This window comes from Flavobacterium cerinum, assembly GCF_024496085.1.
Lineage (GTDB): Bacteria > Bacteroidota > Bacteroidia > Flavobacteriales > Flavobacteriaceae > Flavobacterium > Flavobacterium cerinum_A.
In genome coordinates this window covers 1,938,938-1,957,196 of sequence record NZ_CP101751.1, presented here as the reverse complement: position 1 = coordinate 1,957,196, position 18,259 = coordinate 1,938,938, and the positions used below count along the sequence as shown (strand labels likewise).

Below are 18,259 nucleotides of genomic sequence, written 5' to 3'. Positions count from 1 at the left end.
TTTACAGCAATTGTCAATTGTGTATTTTAAATGGTAAAAAATAAGCTACCTGTTGTAAGATAGCCTATTTAATATTTCTTTGTTTTAATTATTGAGATAGAAACCATTTGTTCCTATACCTGTCTCTTTTTGTACTAAAACCATTCCGGAATTCGTATAAACCGTAACTGAGCTTCGGCTCACAAAACCTTTAGCGTCCGAAACATAGATACGTCCGTTAATCGCAGCGAAACCATAAAATGTTGAAAAATCATTATCCGCTACTGTAAAAACCGGTGTTTCGTTAATTACTGTGTTATTGCTATTCATACGATATACACCGTTACCTTTGGTAAAATAAATTACATCACCATCGATATCCATGTTACGGGCATTTGACAAAGAAGCCGGAAATGTTTTGGTTGCTGCAATCTGGTTATTTGCCGTATTAATAGTGTACAATACGCTCTCGTTCTGGTTTCCGCATAATACATAAAGTTGTGTTCCTTTAACTTCCATTGAATTCACACCATCCGTTAATGTTAACGGCGTTACCGTATTCGTATTGACATCAATTACAGAAATTGTATTACCGCTACCAAATGCCGCATTCTGAACATAAACCTTACCGCTTACAGCTACAATTTTTTCTACTGTTACGCCTAATGAAATCGTACTGATTTTACTAAACGTTTCGGCATCATATACCGTTACAGCTTTAGAAACCGCATTCGTTACATAGAGTTTACCGTTTAACACCGCACTATAACGGGGTTGACTTAATCCATCCGTAATCGTTCCCAATGATGCAAACGTATGACGGTTAACAACCTCAATTTTATTAGAGTTATTGATTAGAATAAAAGCTTTATCACCGTAAAGTGTCATACTCTGAGCAACATCTCCTAATGTTTTTCCGGGATTTACTGCTGAAAAAATACTAGCCTGAAAATCCTGAAAGTCATTCGAAAGGAAAGAAACAGAAGCATTCGGAGTCATAAAGTTACCTTCGTTCAGCATAAAAATACCATTATCATATGCTTCTAAAGGTGTTTCCACCACTAATTCTTCACTTTTACTACAAGAAGCAAAAGTCAGAGACAAAAGGAGCAGTATAATTACGCTGCTCCATTTCATTTTATTCCATTTCATATTTTTTTCTATTAATTGTTAAAATAGAATCCGTTTGGCATTACACCAACCGTGTATGTTTTTTGTAATGTACCCGCTGTATCGTAAACGGTTACTTTACCATTATCAGTATAATTGATTGCATCACCAACATAGAATTTATTGTTTAATGCTGCAAATCCGTAAACTGTAGTTGCAGTTGCGCTAAAAACCGGAGTGGTTGGTAACGTTGCAGCTGCAGGATCTTTTTTAAATACATCTTTACCTTTCATATAATAGATATTTCCGTTTTCAATATCCATATATCCGGGGTGTTCTCCGGCAGCAAAACTCAATGATTGCGCTAAAGCATTAGTTGCAAGATTCACTTTTACCAGTTTTGCTGTTGTTTCCGTTCCTGACCAAGCCGGTTTTCCGGAACATAAAACATACAATTCGTTATTACTTACTTCCATTGAAGACGGTACATCTCCTACAGTAATTGTAGTCTGAACAACATCAGAACTATTAATTACTGAAATTTTATCGTTAAAGCTATACCCTCCTTTATGTGCTACATATAAGGTGTTATTATACGCAATGATTTGTTCCGGTCCTTCTACTACGCCAATGTTACCTGTAATCTGGTTTGTAGTTAGGTTTAATACCGCTACATAGTCATCAGTAGCTACACCCGCATCACCCCAGTTGGTTACATATCCTTTACCGTTTGCAAAAGCAATATATCTTGGATTTTGTAATCCGGTTTGAATTGTTGTTACACTTTCGAATGTATAACGGTTTACCACTTCAATTTTATTGCTTCCGTTTAAAACGATATACGCCAGGTCACCGTTAAAACCAATACTCTGAGCTGTATTTCCTAATACTTTTGTAGGGTTAACAGCATTAAAAATCGTATTTTGAAATAATGAAGGGAATTCTGAAGAGATATAACTTACTTCAGCATTCGGAGCTCCGAAGTTACCTTCATTCAGTACCAGGATTCCTTTTTCATAAGCACCTTTCGATACCGCTGCCGGTCCTTCTTTGTAAACGATTTCCTCATCGGTACATGACGCAAAGAACAAAGCTGATAAAAGGCCTAAACCAAGTAATTTGTTGATTTTCATTTGTTTTAAAAAATTAAAGTTAGGGTTACATTATAGTTTCTGCCTGGCATCAAACGGCTGGCAACACTTTCATATTTTTCATTCGTCAGGTTCCGCACCTGAGCGCCCAGACGATACGTATTTTTTTTCCCGATACGGTAATCGATTCCAAAGTTGGAAACCAGATAATCTTTTACCATATATTTCGGATCATTGTCGGATAAAGTAAATACTTCACCATTATAAAGTGCCTGATAATAAGCAGCAAAATTTTTAAAACTATAAGACAAAGATCCGGTTGTTTTATGATACGGCACATAAATCAGTTGTTTTCCGGTATTTTCATCTTCCGATACGGTATAAGCATAAGTCCCTTTTATTCCCAACTCGTGACTTCCGAATTTACGGGTATAATCCAGTAACAACTCAGCACCGTATGATTGTACTTTATCCGTATTTACCGGCGCCCAATATCCTTCACTCGTAGGAAGCCAGCGCAACATATCTTTTATCTTCATATAATAAGCCGTAGCGGTCAACTGGAATCCTCCGAAGGTAAACTCCTGTCCGAAATCAGCTTGATAAGCACCTTCCGGTCGGAGATTCAGATTCCCTCCCGGTTTCCAGTATAAGTCATTAAAGGTCGGTATACGGAAATTATGAGACCCGTTTACTTTTAATTTATACCAGTTTGTAATTCCGTACGTCGCTCCGGCTGAAAACAAAAACGGACTTTGATAAGCATCGGTAATTTCTTTTCTTCCGCTTACTTCATAGGTAAAAGCATTCGATACTTTGTGTTTAAACAATACGACTCCGGAACCGATCTTTCGTTTGGCTTCGCCTATTCCTTCTCCTTCACCGTCATTAATTGTATAATCGAAAATTGCGTTCAGCTTCATATTTTCCGAAATCGCATATACCAGATCGTATTTGGCAATAAACGTTTGTACTGCTCCAAACGAAAAATTATCATTTTCAATATTGTCATAATACTGGTAACGCTCTTTTAAGAAAGCTGCTTTGACATTCGAGGTAAAAGCTCCGGCGTTATTTGTCCAAACCAATAAATTCCGACTGTTTATATTGCGGTATTTTGTTCGTATCGCATTTTCGGAAGTAATTGAAAAATGGCGTTCATCTTCATAAAACTGACTGTATATTTTCAATACGTTTTTAGCATTGATCTTATATCCGATATTAGCATTGACAGTTGAATTATAATAAGCACCGTTCGTATTTTTTTCATCTGTTCCGATAAACGGATAATCGTTATCCGAACTGTTTCGGCTAAAACTAATCTGGGTATTCCACTTTTTATTCCCTGTATTTAAGCGATATTGTGTATTAATCGTATTAAAACTTCCGTATCCCAGGTACAATTCGTTTTGAAAAGCTTCCCGGAACTGAAACTCGGTATTCAAATGGACGGTCCCGCCAATGGCTCCGCTACCGTAGATCACACTTCCGCCACCTGATTTTACTGAAATGGAATTAAAATCACGTGTGGTCACCGTATTAAAATCCGTTTGTCCTAAAAGTTGTGAATTTATATTAATCCCGTTCCACAAAACAGCAGTTTGTTGCGCTGTCGTTCCGCGGAAAGAGGCAGACGAAACCATTCCGTATCCGTTTTCTTTAAAATAGATAACCGAATTATAGTTTAAAAGTGATGTTAAAGCCGGTTGGTTTTGCTGAATAATCGAATCGTTCAGTTTTAATACCGTTTGCGTAACAGTATTGTCCCGTAACTGCACGTCAGAAACGACTACTTCATTTAAACGAATAGTATCATTCTGGGCCAATAGTAACTGGCTCAGAAACAGAAAAGCAAAAAGTATTTTTAATCTCATAGTTTTAATAAGCCTTTTTTCCCGAAAGCTTTTAACAGTTTTTACTATGGCAGGTCTCCTGGCTTGCGTCCTGTGGTTCACCTTCCCGCAACAACAAATGTTACAGTGGTCGAAGCATAACTACAGGCATTCCGCGGTAACCCGCAGGAACAAAGCTTACAGTTGCGGGTACAGCTCAAGATTAAATCGTTTTAAAATCCGACAGGCACTTGATTCCCTTTTAATATACTTAGCGAACCGCTTAAGTATAACCATAATACGTTGCAAAGATAGTCGTAAGATTGAAATTATCTAATCCTAATTCCTTTTTTTTACACATATCACAAAAATAGAACGAAAATAAATTTATTTTTGCAGAAACCGCAACTGCTCTATCATGAAAAAAATCGTGCTATTTGCCCTACTTTCTTTAGGATTATTAACCGCAACAACCGGCTGTAAAAAAGAACAGTCAACTACCGAAAAAACTGTTGTTGCCGGAACAAACAATATTCATTATGCCAAAGGACTTTCCATTTTTAGTTATGACGGATACAGTGTCGTAAAAGTGACGAATCCATGGCCGGAAGCAAAAGACGGTTTTACTTATATCTTACAGGAAAAAGGAGGAATTATCCCGGATAGTCTTCAAAAATATACGACCATTTCAGTACCGGTACAATCGATCGTAGTTACCTCAACCACTCATATTCCGGCATTGGAATTATTAGGCGCTGAAAACAAACTGGTTGGTTTCCCGAACACGGATTATATTTCTTCTGAAAAAACCCGCGCCCGGATTGCTGCCAAAAAAGTCGCTGAAGTAGGCAAAAACGAAAGCCTGAACACCGAAGTTATGATTGATCTGGATCCCGAAGTGGTTGTAGGTTTTAGCATTGACAGTAACAATAAAACATATGCTGCACTTGAAAAAGCCGGTTTAAAAGTGGTTTACAACGGTGATTGGACCGAGCAAACGCCACTGGGCAAAGCCGAATGGATCAAATTATTCGGGGCCTTACTGGGTAAAAATAAAGAAGCGGAAACGATTTTCAATACGATCCGAAAAGATTATAATGACGCGCAGGCTATTGCCAAAAATGCGACAACACATCCGACGGTTTTTAGCGGAGCGATGTATCAGGATACCTGGTATTTACCGCAAGGTGATAGTTGGGCCGCTGTTTTCCTGAAAGATGCTAATGCCAACTATTTATGGAAGGATTCTAAAGGAACCGGAAGTGCCTCCTTATCGTTTGAAGCGGTTTTTGACAAAGCTCAAAATGCTGATTTCTGGATTGCTCCCGGTGATTATTCTTCTATTAAAGATTTAATGGATGCCAACCCGCATTACGGACAATTTAATGCCATGAAAAAGAAACAGGTTTATTCCTTTGCTTTAAAAAGAGGACCAAAAGGCGGTTTTATGTATTTTGAATTGGCTCCTACCCGTCCTGACTTGGTATTAAAAGATATGATCCGTATTGTACATCCGGAATTATTACCGGATTATCAATTGTATTTTTTCCAAAAACTGAATTAATTTGACACCTGCCAACCGAAATAAACTACTCTTCGGATTGTTAAGCATCAGTCTTATCGGGCTTTTTCTGATCAATATCGGAACAGGATCTGTTGCCATACCGCTAAAAGAAATTCTGAACAGCCTTATCGGTAATGAAGTCTCAAAAAAATCATGGGAATATATTATTCTCAACTACCGTTTACCGAAAGCGATTACTGCTATTTTAGCCGGAATGGGATTATCAATCAGCGGTTTATTAATGCAAACTTTGTTTCGTAATCCGCTTGCCGGGCCTTATGTTTTGGGTTTAAGTTCCGGAGCCAGTCTGGGCGTTGCTTTTATCATATTAGGCGCCGGATTGCTACCTACATTCTTACGGGAATTGGTCGTATCGTCTTATGGTATTGTGATCGCTTCTACTTTGGGTAGCTTTTCAGTATTGTTGGCCGTTCTGTTTGTATCGCGTCAACTAAGAGATACCATGGCCATACTGATTGTCGGGTTAATGTTCGGTAACTTTACTTCTGCGATCGTGGGCGTACTTACCTATTTCAGTACAGCTGAACAACTACAAAAATTTACATTCTGGTCATTGGGAAGCCTCGGCAATCTTTCCTGGACCGCTATCATTATACTTTTCTCAACGGTTCTTATCGGACTAATATTAAGTCTGATCAGCATTAAACCGTTAAATGCGCTGCTTTTAGGTGAAAATTATGCCCGAAGTCTGGGTATTAATTTCGGTAAAGTTCGTTTTATCATTATTATCGCGACCAGTTTACTTGCCGGTAGTATTACCGCTTTTGCCGGTCCGATCGCTTTTGTAGGTCTCGCAGTTCCGCATATGGCCAAACTGGTATTTCAAACCAGTAATCACGCTGTTTTATTTTGGGGTACTTTATTACTCGGTGCTGCAATTATGCTCTTATGCGACTGCCTTTCACAATTGCCGGGTAGTGAGATGACATTACCGATCAATGCTATCACATCGTTAATCGGTGCGCCGGTAGTAATTTGGTTATTGCTTCGAAAACGTAAAATGATGAACTAATGGAAGTGCCAAAAAACAACATATTAGTGACATCCGACTTAAGTATCGGTTATAAATCCAAAAAGGCCGCAACGGTTATCGCCGAGCAGTTACATCTGGAATTTCCGTTAGGAAAACTGATCACATTAATCGGTAGTAACGGAATTGGTAAATCGACCTTATTGCGAACCATTACCGGAATACAAAAACCGCTAAAAGGTAACGTTTTACTGAATCAGAAGAACATTAACAGCTATGAACCGGTTGAACTGGCACAACATTTAAGTGTTGTACTGACTGAAAAATTACCTCCGAGCAATCTTACCGTCTTTGAATTAGTTGCACTCGGTCGACAGCCTTATACCAACTGGTTGGGCACCTTATCCGATCTCGATACGATTAAAGTAAAAGAAGCATTGGAACTAAGCCAAATTACCCATTTGGCAGATAAAAGACATTATGAAATCAGTGACGGACAATTACAAAAAGTATTAGTTGCCCGCGCATTGGCTCAGGATACACCGCTTATCATTCTGGATGAACCTACAACCCATCTGGACTTGTTACACAAAGTAACTTTATATCAATTATTAAAACGACTGGCGCATGAAACCGGTAAGTGCATTTTGTTTTCCTCTCACGATATTGATTTAGCAATTCAATTAAGCGATGAAATGATTGTAATGTTACCCGGTGAAGTATTACAGGATACGCCTTGCAATTTTATCGCCAATCATACTTTCGATCGCTTATTCAAAGATGAAAATATTGTTTTTGACAGTGAAAAAGGGAAGTTCATCATTCGTTAATCCGGTTGGGTTTTGTAATTTTAGCTAACCTAAACGAATTGTTATGAACTGGAAAAAACCTACCACAGCTCTGATATTGATCGTAACCGGCATCACTGCTCAGGCGCAATTAAAAACAATCGACTATTCTGACGGGAAGCAACCCTTACAAGGTTTTCTCGCAAGTCCAAAAAAAGCAAAGGCTAATAAACCGGGTGTCTTGGTTTTACCTGCCTGGATGGGAATTGATGCCAATGCAAAAGAAAGCGCACAGGATTTAGAAAAACTTGGTTATTATGCTTTTGTAGCGGATATATATGGTGTTGGCAACAAACCGGAAAACACCAAACAAGCGGGTGAACGCGCCGGATATTATAAAAAGAACCCGATCGAATATCAAAAAAGAATCCGACTGGCACTAGACGAATTGATCAAGCAAGGTGCCAATCCTAAAGAACTAGCCGTAATCGGTTATTGTTTCGGAGGAACCGGTGCTATTGAAGCGGCCCGGGCTAATTTACCGGTTAAAGGTGTTGTTTCATTTCACGGCGGACTTGCAAAAGAACCCGGCGAAAAAACAAATCTCATCCAACCTAAAGTTTTGGTTCTTCACGGTGCAGATGATCCTTATGTTCCGGAAAACGATATTAAAAATTTCCAACAAGAAATGCGGGATGCCAAAGCCGACTGGCAAATGGTTTATTATGCTAATTCCGTTCACGGTTTTACCCATAAAGATGCCGGAACTGACAACAGCAAAGGTGTAGCTTATAACGAAAAAGCAGCCAAACGTTCCTGGAAAGCTATGCTGGACTTTTTTGACGAGATTTTTTAAACAAGTACCTGTCAGGTTTTAGAAACCTGACAGGCTTTTTTATATTACTCTTGCTGTCCGTAATCGTAGTTGACCATCCAGTTAATTCCGAATTTATCGGTAAACATTCCGAATAACGCACCCCAGAACGTTTTTTCCAAAGGCATGGTTACTTTTCCTCCGGCTGATAATCCTTCGAAAATACGTTTTGCTTCATCTTCTGAATCCGTGTTTATCGAAACTGAGATATTATCACCAACTGTAACTGCGTGACCGCCACAACCTTCACCGGAATCACTTCCCATTAATACTGCTCCGCCGATTGGCAAGCTCACGTGCATGATTTTTTCTTTTAAAGAATCTGCTATCGGTTCTTCCGAAGGCATATCTTTAAATTTCCCTTTGTACTGAAACTCGCCGCCAAATACCGACTGATAGAAATCAAAGGCTGCCTCACAGGTGCCGTTGAATGTTAAATAAGGATTTACTGTTGCCATAATTTGTGTTTTTTGTTTGCTTCGTTTAGAACATCAAATGTAGACAATATTCAGAATGGAAAGGTAAACGGAATATCATTTTTAAAGAGATAATTCCGGATGAGAGTACTTTTTATACCTGTTCCGGCAAATCAAAATGATCTACTTCCCGAACCGTTCCGGCGTTAAGATTTTGCAAGGATAAATTTCCTACCCGAACCCGTACTAATCGCAACGTAGGAAATCCCACTGCGGCTGTCATTTTACGCACCTGACGGTATTTCCCTTCGGTTAAAGTGATCGAAACCCAACTGGTTGGCCCATGTCGTTCATCGCGAATTCTCCTACCCGGACCAATAAAATCCGGAAGTTCCGTTATTATTTCCGCTAAACAAGGCCGGGTTGTATATCGGGTTCCTTTTACCCCTATTTCCACGCCTTTTTGTAGTGCAGTAACCGCTTCAGGTCTGATCATTCCGTCGACCTGAGCATAGTATTCTTTAGCGACTTTTTTACTTCGCACTTTTTCACTCATCACACCATCTGTAGTGAGTAACAACAAGCCTTCCGAATCTTCATCCAATCGTCCGATAGCCATAGTTCCTTCCGGAAAAGAATATAGTTCACCCAGTAGTTTTTTATGTCTTTTCTTTTCATAAATAAACTGGCTTAGGTAGCCGTGCGGTTTATGGATCAGGAAATGGCGGTGTGACATGCGTTGGTTATTTTTCCGCAAAAGTACACTTTTTACCCTAACCGTTTATTCCGACAAAACCTGTTGTTCTTTCTTTTGCCGGGCTAATACCGAAGTATAATAACTGCATAACAGATCATACAGAATCATTTCACATTGTCGGTTATTAGAATCAAACAACCGGTTCATCGTCATATGAATATAGCTTCCTAACAGGGTGTTTATTGTAACCGGATCCGATAATTGCTCCCGGATATTATCTGCCTGTTCTGTAATATTGCTATTTCGTTTATCCAATATCGCTTTAAGATCATTGGTTTGTGAAGTCAATTTCATAAAACGTTCGATCTCATTTTTATGGTTCCGGTATTTGGTACTTAGCTCTTTTTTCGTTCCTGTACCGACTTTAAACTCTTTGAAAAAGGAGGTTCTAAGTTGTTCCATCAAAGCTCTTTTTGCTTCAAAATCATAACGAAAAACATCTAAAAAAGTATCAATTGCGGCCATACCCGTTATCCATTTTTCATTTTCATCATCAGTTGTTTCCAATACCGAAAGCAAATTAACGATACATTCACTATCATAGAAAAATAGCGTTTCCGCTTGTTCTATCAGCTCATGCCCATATCGATCCAGTTCCCTTTCATAGGTATCCGTTTGAATTTTCCACACACTATGCTGATCTGTCAGACGGCGAAAAACATGTTGAAAAGCCAGAATTACCGTTCCGATATGTTCCGGTTTTATCAGATGTAAACGCAAGCGCAGATGATGTTCCGGATCGGTATAACGGATAAAAAACCACTTATCAATCAATCCGTCACGCAGTAAACCGGTAATTATAGGGTACAACTGATTATACAGAATTGCATCTGTTGTCGCAAATCCGGTGTATATTTTATAATATAACCATTCTTCTCCTAAAATAAAAGATGTTTTGGTATTTGTCTTCATACTCACACTATTTGGGCATTGTTTTAAAAAAGGAAAAAATAAACTCGTTAGCAAAATGATCCGATCCTTTTCCGCTTACGATTGTTTCATCGCCACAAAGAAATTCTTCAAGTTCAAACACGTTTCTTTTCGCTACAGCCGAAACCAACATACGGAACGATGTAATATTTTCCAGATTTAACAGTAATTTATTGTCGCCTTCGACCAAAACCACATGATCCGGAATTTGTCTTTTTTCCCTCCATTTTTTAATTTCCGGCAATCCCGAAACCGTATCAATTGTGTTGATTTCTTCCATTTCTTTTGCCGTGATTTTCCATTTTGCTTTCGACAGAATAATGCCGTCGTATTCTACTCTGGGCAGGAAGTCGCATTCATCACGATGTACGCCCCAGTTAAAATACAAACCGCCACGTTTTCCCTGCGTTTGCAAGTCACATAAAAAATGATATACCGGTAAAGCATTATAGGAATAATTATGTGCATTGGTCAAACGAGGTAGTATTTCCTTATTGTGTTTTCGGGAACGAAGTACAATTTTACCTGATTTTACCGACACCAATAAATCGTTAATCAGCAGTTGATTTTCAGTCGGTTTTGCCGAAGCTCCCAAATACGGGATTTCAAATTGTCTGAAATCCGGTCGCATTAATACATTTCCGACTCTGTTTTCCGGTAAGTGAATAATTTCCGATACTAATTTATCCGGATTTAATTGTTCTTCCGCCCGGATAATTTTTCGCGCATGCTGATCAATTCCGGCATCACCCAGACAAAAGCGTCCCATCAGATTCGCAGCTCCGGATCCTCCAACCGATCGAATTACAAACTGTTGCTGTTCCGATCCGTTTATCATTTCAGTAGTTACCGAAAAAGTATCCGGCAAATCGTCCCAACTTGCTTCCAAACCTTTTACATCTTCATCTGTCATCCGAATGACCTCACTTTTATTTTCGCGAGCCTCCTGCATCTTCCGATATAAAATACTGTCAATCGCCGCCCAACGGACTTCTTTCGGCCTTTGTCTTCCTACACCCGGTAAATTAATATTATTGAGTAACGAATTCATTCCTCCTTTATAATTATTTACCGGATAACCGATACCTAATTCGTTATCCAGAACCAAAGCAAGCGGCACTTCCCGGTCTTCATAGCGCTGTCGGAATTTTTCAGTAAACTTTTGTAATTGCGGGTTATCGTTTTTCGGTGTAATCTTATTTAGAAATACAATTGCTTTTTGTAGCGGAAGCGTCGTTTCCGGAGCCAATACATTTCGGTCGGCATTCAGAATCATATCCGTCTGAAAAATATACTTCTCATCAAACGGGATTTCAAAACGCCGAAGTGTTTCAATCAATTCCGTATACACTTCCGGATCGTTCCCCATAGTACGATCCAGTTCTGCTATTTTTACAGCAGTTTCCTCCAGCAAATCAACAAGAGTATCGACTCCCTTTAATTTTTTTAAAATTTTGAGTGTTTGACCGATAAATTCTTCTCCCGAAACGGAAAGTTCCATTTCACTAACCAACAACTGATTATCGATCAATTCATCAATAAAATCCGTTGCTTCCTCTTTTGTAATTTCATCTGAGATCAACTGCTCAATCAATACGCCTTTTGAGATACCCTGCCGCGCTTTTTCAACGCAATCCCGAATATAATCGGATGTTTCAATTTCAACCAGATGATGTATCCGATTTCCGTTTTTATACAAACATTCAACATATCTAATTTGATCACCAATAAAATACAAACTGGTATTCGGATAATAGCGTAATTGTTCCCGGATATTGGCATCGCTTGTAAACAATTGATTTAAAGCGCCTACAAAATTCATATCCAATCGGGTATGTCGCTTATTTCGGGTATAATCGGTATTTCGAATATTATTTTCATCCGAAAATGATCCTAATCCACAACCAGCAAAAAGACCAAAAGGTGTCGGTCGCGAAGCCATTCGGGTCAGATATTTCAGGAAAGAGAGTTTAATCTTCTCCGCTTCTTTATCTTCTTTTATTTTTCCTTCCGTCCATTTTACAATTTCGCGATACAAAACCGGTGAAGCCAGAAAAACCGCTTCTTTCACGACCGGGTTTTCAAATTGCAATTTCAGTTTTTCATTATCCACACTACTTTCCGCCATCAATTTCGAAAAGAAACCAACCGGCATTAAAGGTGTTCTCAGTATATAATTATCAAAACTAGTATAGGGCATTTTGTTCCATTCCATAAACTATTGTGTTGTATTATTAGAACCTGATAAATACGGCTTTATCAATTAAAGGTGTTCCGGCAGTTGAAAGTACCGAAAGATAAGACGCTGCTACTCCCGCAAGTCCTTCCAGTAAGGTCGGATCCGTTTCATTCCTGATGCTTCCATCATACAACGAATAAGCCACCTGATCGTTTTTTTCTAATTTATAGTCATACGTTTTCTGTAGCCAGTACTCAGATGCTTCCCGAAAAGCGCCTTCACCGGTTTGATCATACGCGTTTTTAAAAAGCAGTACCAAACCACAGGTTCCGTGGCAAAATCCGGCATCGTTATACATCACTTCCTCTTCAGTTCTCCTTCCTGCTACCTGTATAAGATGTTGAATTGTTTTCGTTTTTAACAACTCATCCTGTAACGCATCTGCTACTAATAAATGCGTAAACAATATCCCCAGATCGCCATAACACCAGGCTACTCTTGAAATTTCCGGTTTTGTTTTCCCGGTCAGATAGTCGTCTTCTACCCATATTGTCGGATAATAGGATTTCACCAGATTTACATCCTGTATCGTATGCTGATAAAAGGCCAGGCTTTCGTTTAACATTTTCGTACAGGTATCGGTTTTGATTCCCTTCTTCAGGCATTTTCCTAAAAAAAACTGGATTCCAGCATTACCGTGTGCGAGTCCGAAATCGATTCGGTATTTTTGCGTTTTATAATAATCGAATGTTCGCCAATAGCAACGATTTCCCTCTCTTATAGCACTTTGATCTAACCTGTCAATTATTTTTTCTGCATATTCGTACTGCTCTTTATCGATAAGATATAAAGCCATTCCAATAGCTCCGTGTAAAATATCCAGATGATCACCTTCCAAATCATTCTCCAGATGTTCAATTATGATTTCATCGATTTCCGCAATGACTTCATGATAATCCGATCCATCGATATAGTGTTCTGCTGCCAATTGTTGTAATAAAAAGGCATATCCGGCCAATCCGCCGCTAAAAGACGGGTAACACACTTCACTCTCGGCCAATATTGCGTAGGCTCTTTCAATATATTTTCCGAATATCTCCGGATTAATCAGTTCCGGAAATTCTTTTCGGATATCAGCCAATGCCAGTATAACACCCGATAATCCATTATGTAATCCAATCTGAGCCGCTTTTTTGTCGTCGAAAAGTACGGCTTCATTTTGGAGTTGTGCAGCTATTGCACTCAGTTCCTTATAGCTATCCAATTTCATAAATGAAATAAAATTTATGATCGTTTTAAAATGCAAAACCGTTGGAGATTTCTATTCTCCAACGGTTTAAAACAGCTTACTTTACTTTTTGTTTTTTGACAAAAGGCTGTAAATGCTATTTTATTTTGCGAAAGTCCTCTTACATTTCCTCAAGGGTAGTCGTAGGGCAAACCAAATGTGTAACACATTCGATTTTCACACTAACGCAATCAATTCTTGTCAATTTAATACCACATGGCTCTTTAGTCCATTGAATTTCGGTATTAAAGCTAGCGCAAGTCTCGTTAGTTCCTCCACCCTGGATGTTTGCTTTTTCTTTATCCGTTAATACGGATACCACTTTCTTTTTTAAATTTAAGCGTTTCATATATAATAGATTTGTTTGGTTGCACTTCTTAAAAATTGAGCTTCTGAATCATTCGTATCGGTAATCTTTTTGACACCTTATATTGACTTTTCCACCAATAAAAAACAATACATTTTGAACCATATTAAAAACAAATAAGTCGCATTTAAAAACAATTCAAAATCCTATTTTTTCAAATTTAAGGACTAAAAAAACAGATCCTTATTCGTTTTAAGGGTAATTCTACCCGTTTTTTATAGGATAATATTTATTTTTCCTATTTTTAGGACATTAAAAAAAAGCATTTTCATGAATCGGACTGTAGGAGCAAAAATTCGCCATTTGAGAAAAACAAGAGGTTATTCACAGGAAGAAGTAGCAGAAAAACTTAATATCTCCCAATCGGCTTATGCCCGAATCGAAAACGGAGAAAGTCAATCATGGGCATCCCACATCGAACAGCTGAGCGTTATCTTTGAAGTCAAACCCAAAAGCTTTTTATCCAAGCATAAGGACAACACCTCAACAAAAAAACAAAAGGACAAATTGCTATTACGAGATAGTCTAATTGTCCTTAATGAGGTTTATGAAAAATTAATTGATCAATATGAAAAACGACTTCAGGAAAAAGACGAACTAATTGCTTTGCTAAAAAAAACGCATCACAACAGTTTCTAATTCTTTTTAACTTCCGACAATTCCGATTGTTACTTCATCAATATTTTAGTCGGTTTCGGATTTATAACATGATCAACTATATTAAGTCGTATATACGGATTTCCTCAATACCGTACCCTTTTGTTTTTACTATATTTGAGTCTATTTAGTTACGGTTCAGTAATATTGTTCCGGCGGTATTTTTTAGCATTCTAAAAAACAAATACCTACTTTTACAAAACCTAAAAAATTAAATTTAACGATGTCACAAACACTTGTTATACTTGCCGCATTTATAATCGCCTTAGCAATCGGAGTTTTTATCGGGAAGCTTTTATTTTCAGCCCGATCCCAATCTGAAAAATCCGGTTTAGAAGAACGCATTAACGGTTTATTACTTCAAATTGACCAGCTTAAACAGCAATTTTCACAGGAACGTAGTCAATTGGATCAGCTTTTAGTACAATCCAATACCGAAAAAGAAAACATACGCACTGAAAAAGAAGCACTTATCATTCAGCTTTCTAAAAAAGAAGCCGATTTCGAAAACCTGTGGGAACGCAATAAAGAACAAAAAGAAGAAGTGAATCAGCTACAGGAAAAATTCACTAAAGAATTCGAAAATCTGGCTAATAAAATCCTGGAAGAAAAAACCACAAAATTCACCGAACAAAACAAAGAAAACTTAAAAAACATACTATCCCCTTTACAAGAGCGGATTCATCTGTTTGAGAAAAAGGTAGAAGATACACACAAAGAAAGTATCGACTATCACGCTGCTTTACGTCAGCAAATACTAGGCTTACGGGAAATGAATGAGCAAATGAGCAAAGAAACGCTGAACCTGACCAAAGCGTTAAAAGGTGATACTAAAATGCAAGGAAACTGGGGTGAATTAATTCTCGAAAAAGTGTTGGAAAAATCCGGTTTGGAAAAAGGCCGTGAATATGAAGTACAACAAAGTTTTGTAACAGAAGAAGGCGCCCGTGTTCAGCCGGACGTAGTGATTAATCTTCCGGACGGAAAGAAAATGATCGTGGATTCAAAAGTTTCCCTTACGGCTTATGAACGCTATGTTAACGAAGATGACGAAACTACCCGTGTTCATTATCTGAAAGAACACGTTAGTTCCATTAAGCGTCACGTGGAGCAATTGGGCAGTAAAAACTATCATGATCTGTATCAAATGGAAAGTCCGGATTTCGTATTGCTTTTTATTCCGATGGAACCGGCTTTTGCGATTGCTTTAAACGAAGATGCTACTTTATACAATAAAGCTTTTGAAAAGAATATTGTTATTGTAACACCATCGACATTACTGGCTACGCTTCGCACTATCGACAGTATGTGGACCAATCAGAAGCAACAGGAAAACGCTTATGAAATTGCCCGACAGGCCGGTGCTTTATATGATAAATTTGAAGGTTTTGTAAATGATCTTATCAAGATCGGTAAAAAGATGGACGAAGCCAAAACAGAATATCAGGGTGCAATGAATAAATTGGTTGACGGAAAAGGAAATCTGATCACAAGTGTAGAAAAACTTAAAAAGATGGGAGCGAAAGCTAAAAAGGCTTTACCCGAAAGTATTATCAACAGAGCTAATGCCAATAACGAATTAACCGAATAAATTATGAATACGGACTCGAAAAAAATCAACACATCCCGGATTAGTATTTCGGAGTTAATGTTGCCGTCTCATTCCAACTTCAGCGGCAAAATACACGGTGGTTATATTCTTTCTTTAATGGATAAAATTGCATTTGCCTGCGCCTCGAAATATTCGGGACGTTATTGTGTGACGGCGTCTGTAGATACCGTTGATTTTTTAAGTCCGATTGAAGTAGGCGAACTGGTCACATTAAAAGCTTGTGTGAATTATGTAGGACGAAGTTCGATGGTGGTAGGTATTCGGGTTATATCACAAAACATTCAAACCGGAAAAATAAAGCATAGTAATTCTTCCTACTTTACAATGGTCGCCAAAGACGATGACGGTAACACTGTAGCCGTTCCAAGACCGATATTAACTACACTGGATGAAGTACGTCGTTTTTACGATTCTCTTCGACGGATTAAAGCCAAAAAGGAACATATGGAAGACACCAATAGTTTTGATCATACAAGCCGGGAAGCTTTGGACCGACTTTCTGATTACGGTGCTATACTAACCTTATAAATCAAAAAAGAAAAAAGGGAATTGATTCCTTTTTTCTTTTTTACAACAAGTAGACTTATAAGCTAGTACTTTCTTTAAAATCCTATTTTAATCATCGCTTATTTTTACACTATCCTGAGATACGTGTTTTGAAAATTACCACGATTCTTTACCGATTTAATTCTTAATCAGTTTTCTATTAGAACTATAACCATCTGCATAATTAACAACTAACAGGTAAACTCCATTGGGATAATCTGTCAGATCTGCCTTTGGAGAATTCCCTTTCAGCAGCAATTGTCCCGTTAGTGTATAAACTTCGACAGAAGTAATCTCTTTATCAGAAGCAATCGTAAAAATACCATTTGACGGATTTGGGAATACCTTTTCGGAAACAGTTCCTTTACCGAAATCCGATCTCCCCAATACCTCATTCTCTCCTTCTATACTAAAGGCTAAAGCGAAAGGTACATTATCGTTTTCCCAACTTGTTGCTCCCGTTTTCAATCGCCTAGGATCATGGCTTCCTCCATCTCCCGTATACCAATACCACATCTGATCTTCCGGTAAGTCAATCGTATTCACTTCAGGTGCAAAAGCCAGCCAATAGGTTGTTTGACCTTCTAAAATCAATTCTTCACCAGCTAAGCCTAAATCAACATGAAAGGACGTTTTTTCATTTTCACGAGTTATCCCTAATCCCGGATTACCTTCTTCCAGATAAAAATGAGCTATATAAGCATCCGGAAGTACCATTTCGGCGAGACTGCTATTTTTAATGACATACAAATGAACACCTAAAACAGGAGGTAAATTTTCTGAAACAGTAGTTCCAAATTGCCCGAAAAAATGAAAACCTGTTATTTTACTTTGATGTGCTAACAAAAAATCATCCGCTAAAAGAACTTTTTTAGTCATTGTTACAGTCGAAATATTTTGAGCAGAAACAGCTTCATTCCAAACATCTTGATTAAAAATAACAGTTTCACTAACCAAATCAAGTACCGGGATCTGTATTTCCTGACTCCAACCCGAAAAAGAAACAAAAACGGTCAAACAACAAAACGCTAAAGCTTGTAATCTTCTTTTCATAAACTATATTTTATTCATGATTAATAAACGACATCATGATTCCATCCGGAAACAATTAAATAAAGGGGAAAAGAAATTTTAACGATGGGGTTTAATTGCTATTCTTTTAATTAATAAAAGAATCTTTTCTCCAAAACTATTTCAATGCTCAATATCATGGAGTAAACAAAAAACAACCACCATTAATAGAGGAAAATATTAGAGATCATCGTGACATACAATCTT

The 18,259-nt window shown here is 38.0% G+C and carries 17 protein-coding genes and 1 riboswitch; of the genes, 7 read left to right on the top strand and 10 right to left on the bottom strand.

The genetic code is table 11. The features are described 5' to 3' along the window. Positions 1-84: 84 nt before the first annotated feature. The 3 genes from NOX80_RS08730 to NOX80_RS08720 are packed head-to-tail and all read right to left on the bottom strand — an operon-like array spanning position 85 to position 4,054. Complete coding sequence (locus tag NOX80_RS08730; RefSeq protein WP_256552901.1) at positions 85-1,131, bottom strand: YncE family protein; 1,047 nt, start codon at positions 1,129-1,131, stop codon at positions 85-87. Between the two features lie 11 nt (positions 1,132-1,142). After that, positions 1,143-2,222, bottom strand: a complete 1,080-nt coding sequence (locus tag NOX80_RS08725) for a YncE family protein (protein ID WP_256552900.1) — start codon at positions 2,220-2,222, stop codon at positions 1,143-1,145. Positions 2,223-2,227: 5 nt separating this feature from the next. Next, positions 2,228-4,054, bottom strand: coding sequence for a TonB-dependent receptor plug domain-containing protein (locus tag NOX80_RS08720; RefSeq protein ID WP_256552899.1), 1,827 nt, complete (start codon positions 4,052-4,054; stop codon positions 2,228-2,230). A gap of 31 nt (positions 4,055-4,085) precedes the next feature. Further along, a riboswitch (cobalamin riboswitch) is annotated at positions 4,086-4,325 on the bottom strand. A gap of 105 nt (positions 4,326-4,430) precedes the next feature. On the opposite strand from NOX80_RS08720, the gene NOX80_RS08715 reads away from it, so the two are divergent. From NOX80_RS08715 to NOX80_RS08700, 4 genes are read left to right on the top strand one after another with little or no spacing between them, the layout of a single operon-like run. After that, positions 4,431-5,576, top strand: coding sequence for an ABC transporter substrate-binding protein (locus NOX80_RS08715; RefSeq protein WP_256552898.1), 1,146 nt, complete (start codon positions 4,431-4,433; stop codon positions 5,574-5,576). Between the two features lies 1 nt (position 5,577). Then, a complete protein-coding gene (locus tag NOX80_RS08710; RefSeq protein WP_256552897.1) occupies positions 5,578-6,609 on the top strand; it encodes an iron ABC transporter permease in 1,032 nt (343 codons plus the stop codon). Next, complete coding sequence (locus tag NOX80_RS08705) at positions 6,609-7,397, top strand: ABC transporter ATP-binding protein (RefSeq protein WP_256552896.1); 789 nt, start codon at positions 6,609-6,611, stop codon at positions 7,395-7,397. Before NOX80_RS08710 ends, NOX80_RS08705 begins: the two co-directional genes overlap by 1 nt. 43 nt (positions 7,398-7,440) lie before the next feature. Next, positions 7,441-8,211, top strand: a complete 771-nt coding sequence (locus NOX80_RS08700; RefSeq protein WP_256552895.1) for a dienelactone hydrolase family protein — start codon at positions 7,441-7,443, stop codon at positions 8,209-8,211. 44 nt (positions 8,212-8,255) lie between these two features. Here the strand turns inward: NOX80_RS08700 and NOX80_RS08695 are convergent, their stop codons facing one another. The 6 genes from NOX80_RS08695 to NOX80_RS08670 form a co-directional block, all read right to left on the bottom strand. Beyond that, entirely contained in the window at positions 8,256-8,687 is a 432-nt protein-coding gene (locus tag NOX80_RS08695) for a VOC family protein (protein ID WP_256552894.1), read from the bottom strand. A 112-nt stretch (positions 8,688-8,799) separates the two neighbouring features. Continuing rightward, complete coding sequence (locus NOX80_RS08690) at positions 8,800-9,381, bottom strand: pseudouridine synthase (RefSeq protein WP_256552893.1); 582 nt, start codon at positions 9,379-9,381, stop codon at positions 8,800-8,802. Between the two features lie 45 nt (positions 9,382-9,426). Further along, a complete protein-coding gene (locus NOX80_RS08685; RefSeq protein ID WP_256552892.1) occupies positions 9,427-10,314 on the bottom strand; it encodes a thiopeptide-type bacteriocin biosynthesis protein in 888 nt (295 codons plus the stop codon). A gap of 7 nt (positions 10,315-10,321) precedes the next feature. Continuing rightward, complete coding sequence (locus NOX80_RS08680; protein WP_256552891.1) at positions 10,322-12,547, bottom strand: lantibiotic dehydratase family protein; 2,226 nt, start codon at positions 12,545-12,547, stop codon at positions 10,322-10,324. A 19-nt stretch (positions 12,548-12,566) separates the two neighbouring features. Beyond that, positions 12,567-13,781: a lanthionine synthetase LanC family protein gene (locus tag NOX80_RS08675; protein ID WP_256552890.1), complete on the bottom strand. Its 1,215-nt coding sequence runs from the start codon at positions 13,779-13,781 to the stop codon at positions 12,567-12,569. 139 nt (positions 13,782-13,920) lie between these two features. Next, entirely contained in the window at positions 13,921-14,148 is a 228-nt protein-coding gene (locus NOX80_RS08670; RefSeq protein WP_256552889.1) for a hypothetical protein, read from the bottom strand. Between the two features lie 288 nt (positions 14,149-14,436). Here NOX80_RS08670 and NOX80_RS08665 point away from each other — a divergent pair, with 288 nt between their 5' ends. The 3 genes from NOX80_RS08665 (at position 14,437) to NOX80_RS08655 (ending at position 16,963) form a co-directional block, all read left to right on the top strand. Further along, a complete protein-coding gene (locus NOX80_RS08665; protein ID WP_256552888.1) occupies positions 14,437-14,805 on the top strand; it encodes a helix-turn-helix domain-containing protein in 369 nt (122 codons plus the stop codon). Positions 14,806-15,046: 241 nt separating this feature from the next. Continuing rightward, positions 15,047-16,414, top strand: a complete 1,368-nt coding sequence (gene rmuC, locus NOX80_RS08660; RefSeq protein WP_256552887.1) for a DNA recombination protein RmuC — start codon at positions 15,047-15,049, stop codon at positions 16,412-16,414. Positions 16,415-16,417: 3 nt separating this feature from the next. Beyond that, positions 16,418-16,963 (top strand): acyl-CoA thioesterase, encoded by a 546-nt coding sequence (locus NOX80_RS08655; RefSeq protein WP_256552886.1) that lies wholly within the window; start codon positions 16,418-16,420, stop codon positions 16,961-16,963. A gap of 156 nt (positions 16,964-17,119) precedes the next feature. On the opposite strand, the gene NOX80_RS08650 is transcribed toward NOX80_RS08655, so the two are convergent. After that, positions 17,120-18,034, bottom strand: coding sequence for a T9SS type A sorting domain-containing protein (locus tag NOX80_RS08650; protein ID WP_256552885.1), 915 nt, complete (start codon positions 18,032-18,034; stop codon positions 17,120-17,122). Between the last annotated feature and the right edge of the window lie 225 nt (positions 18,035-18,259).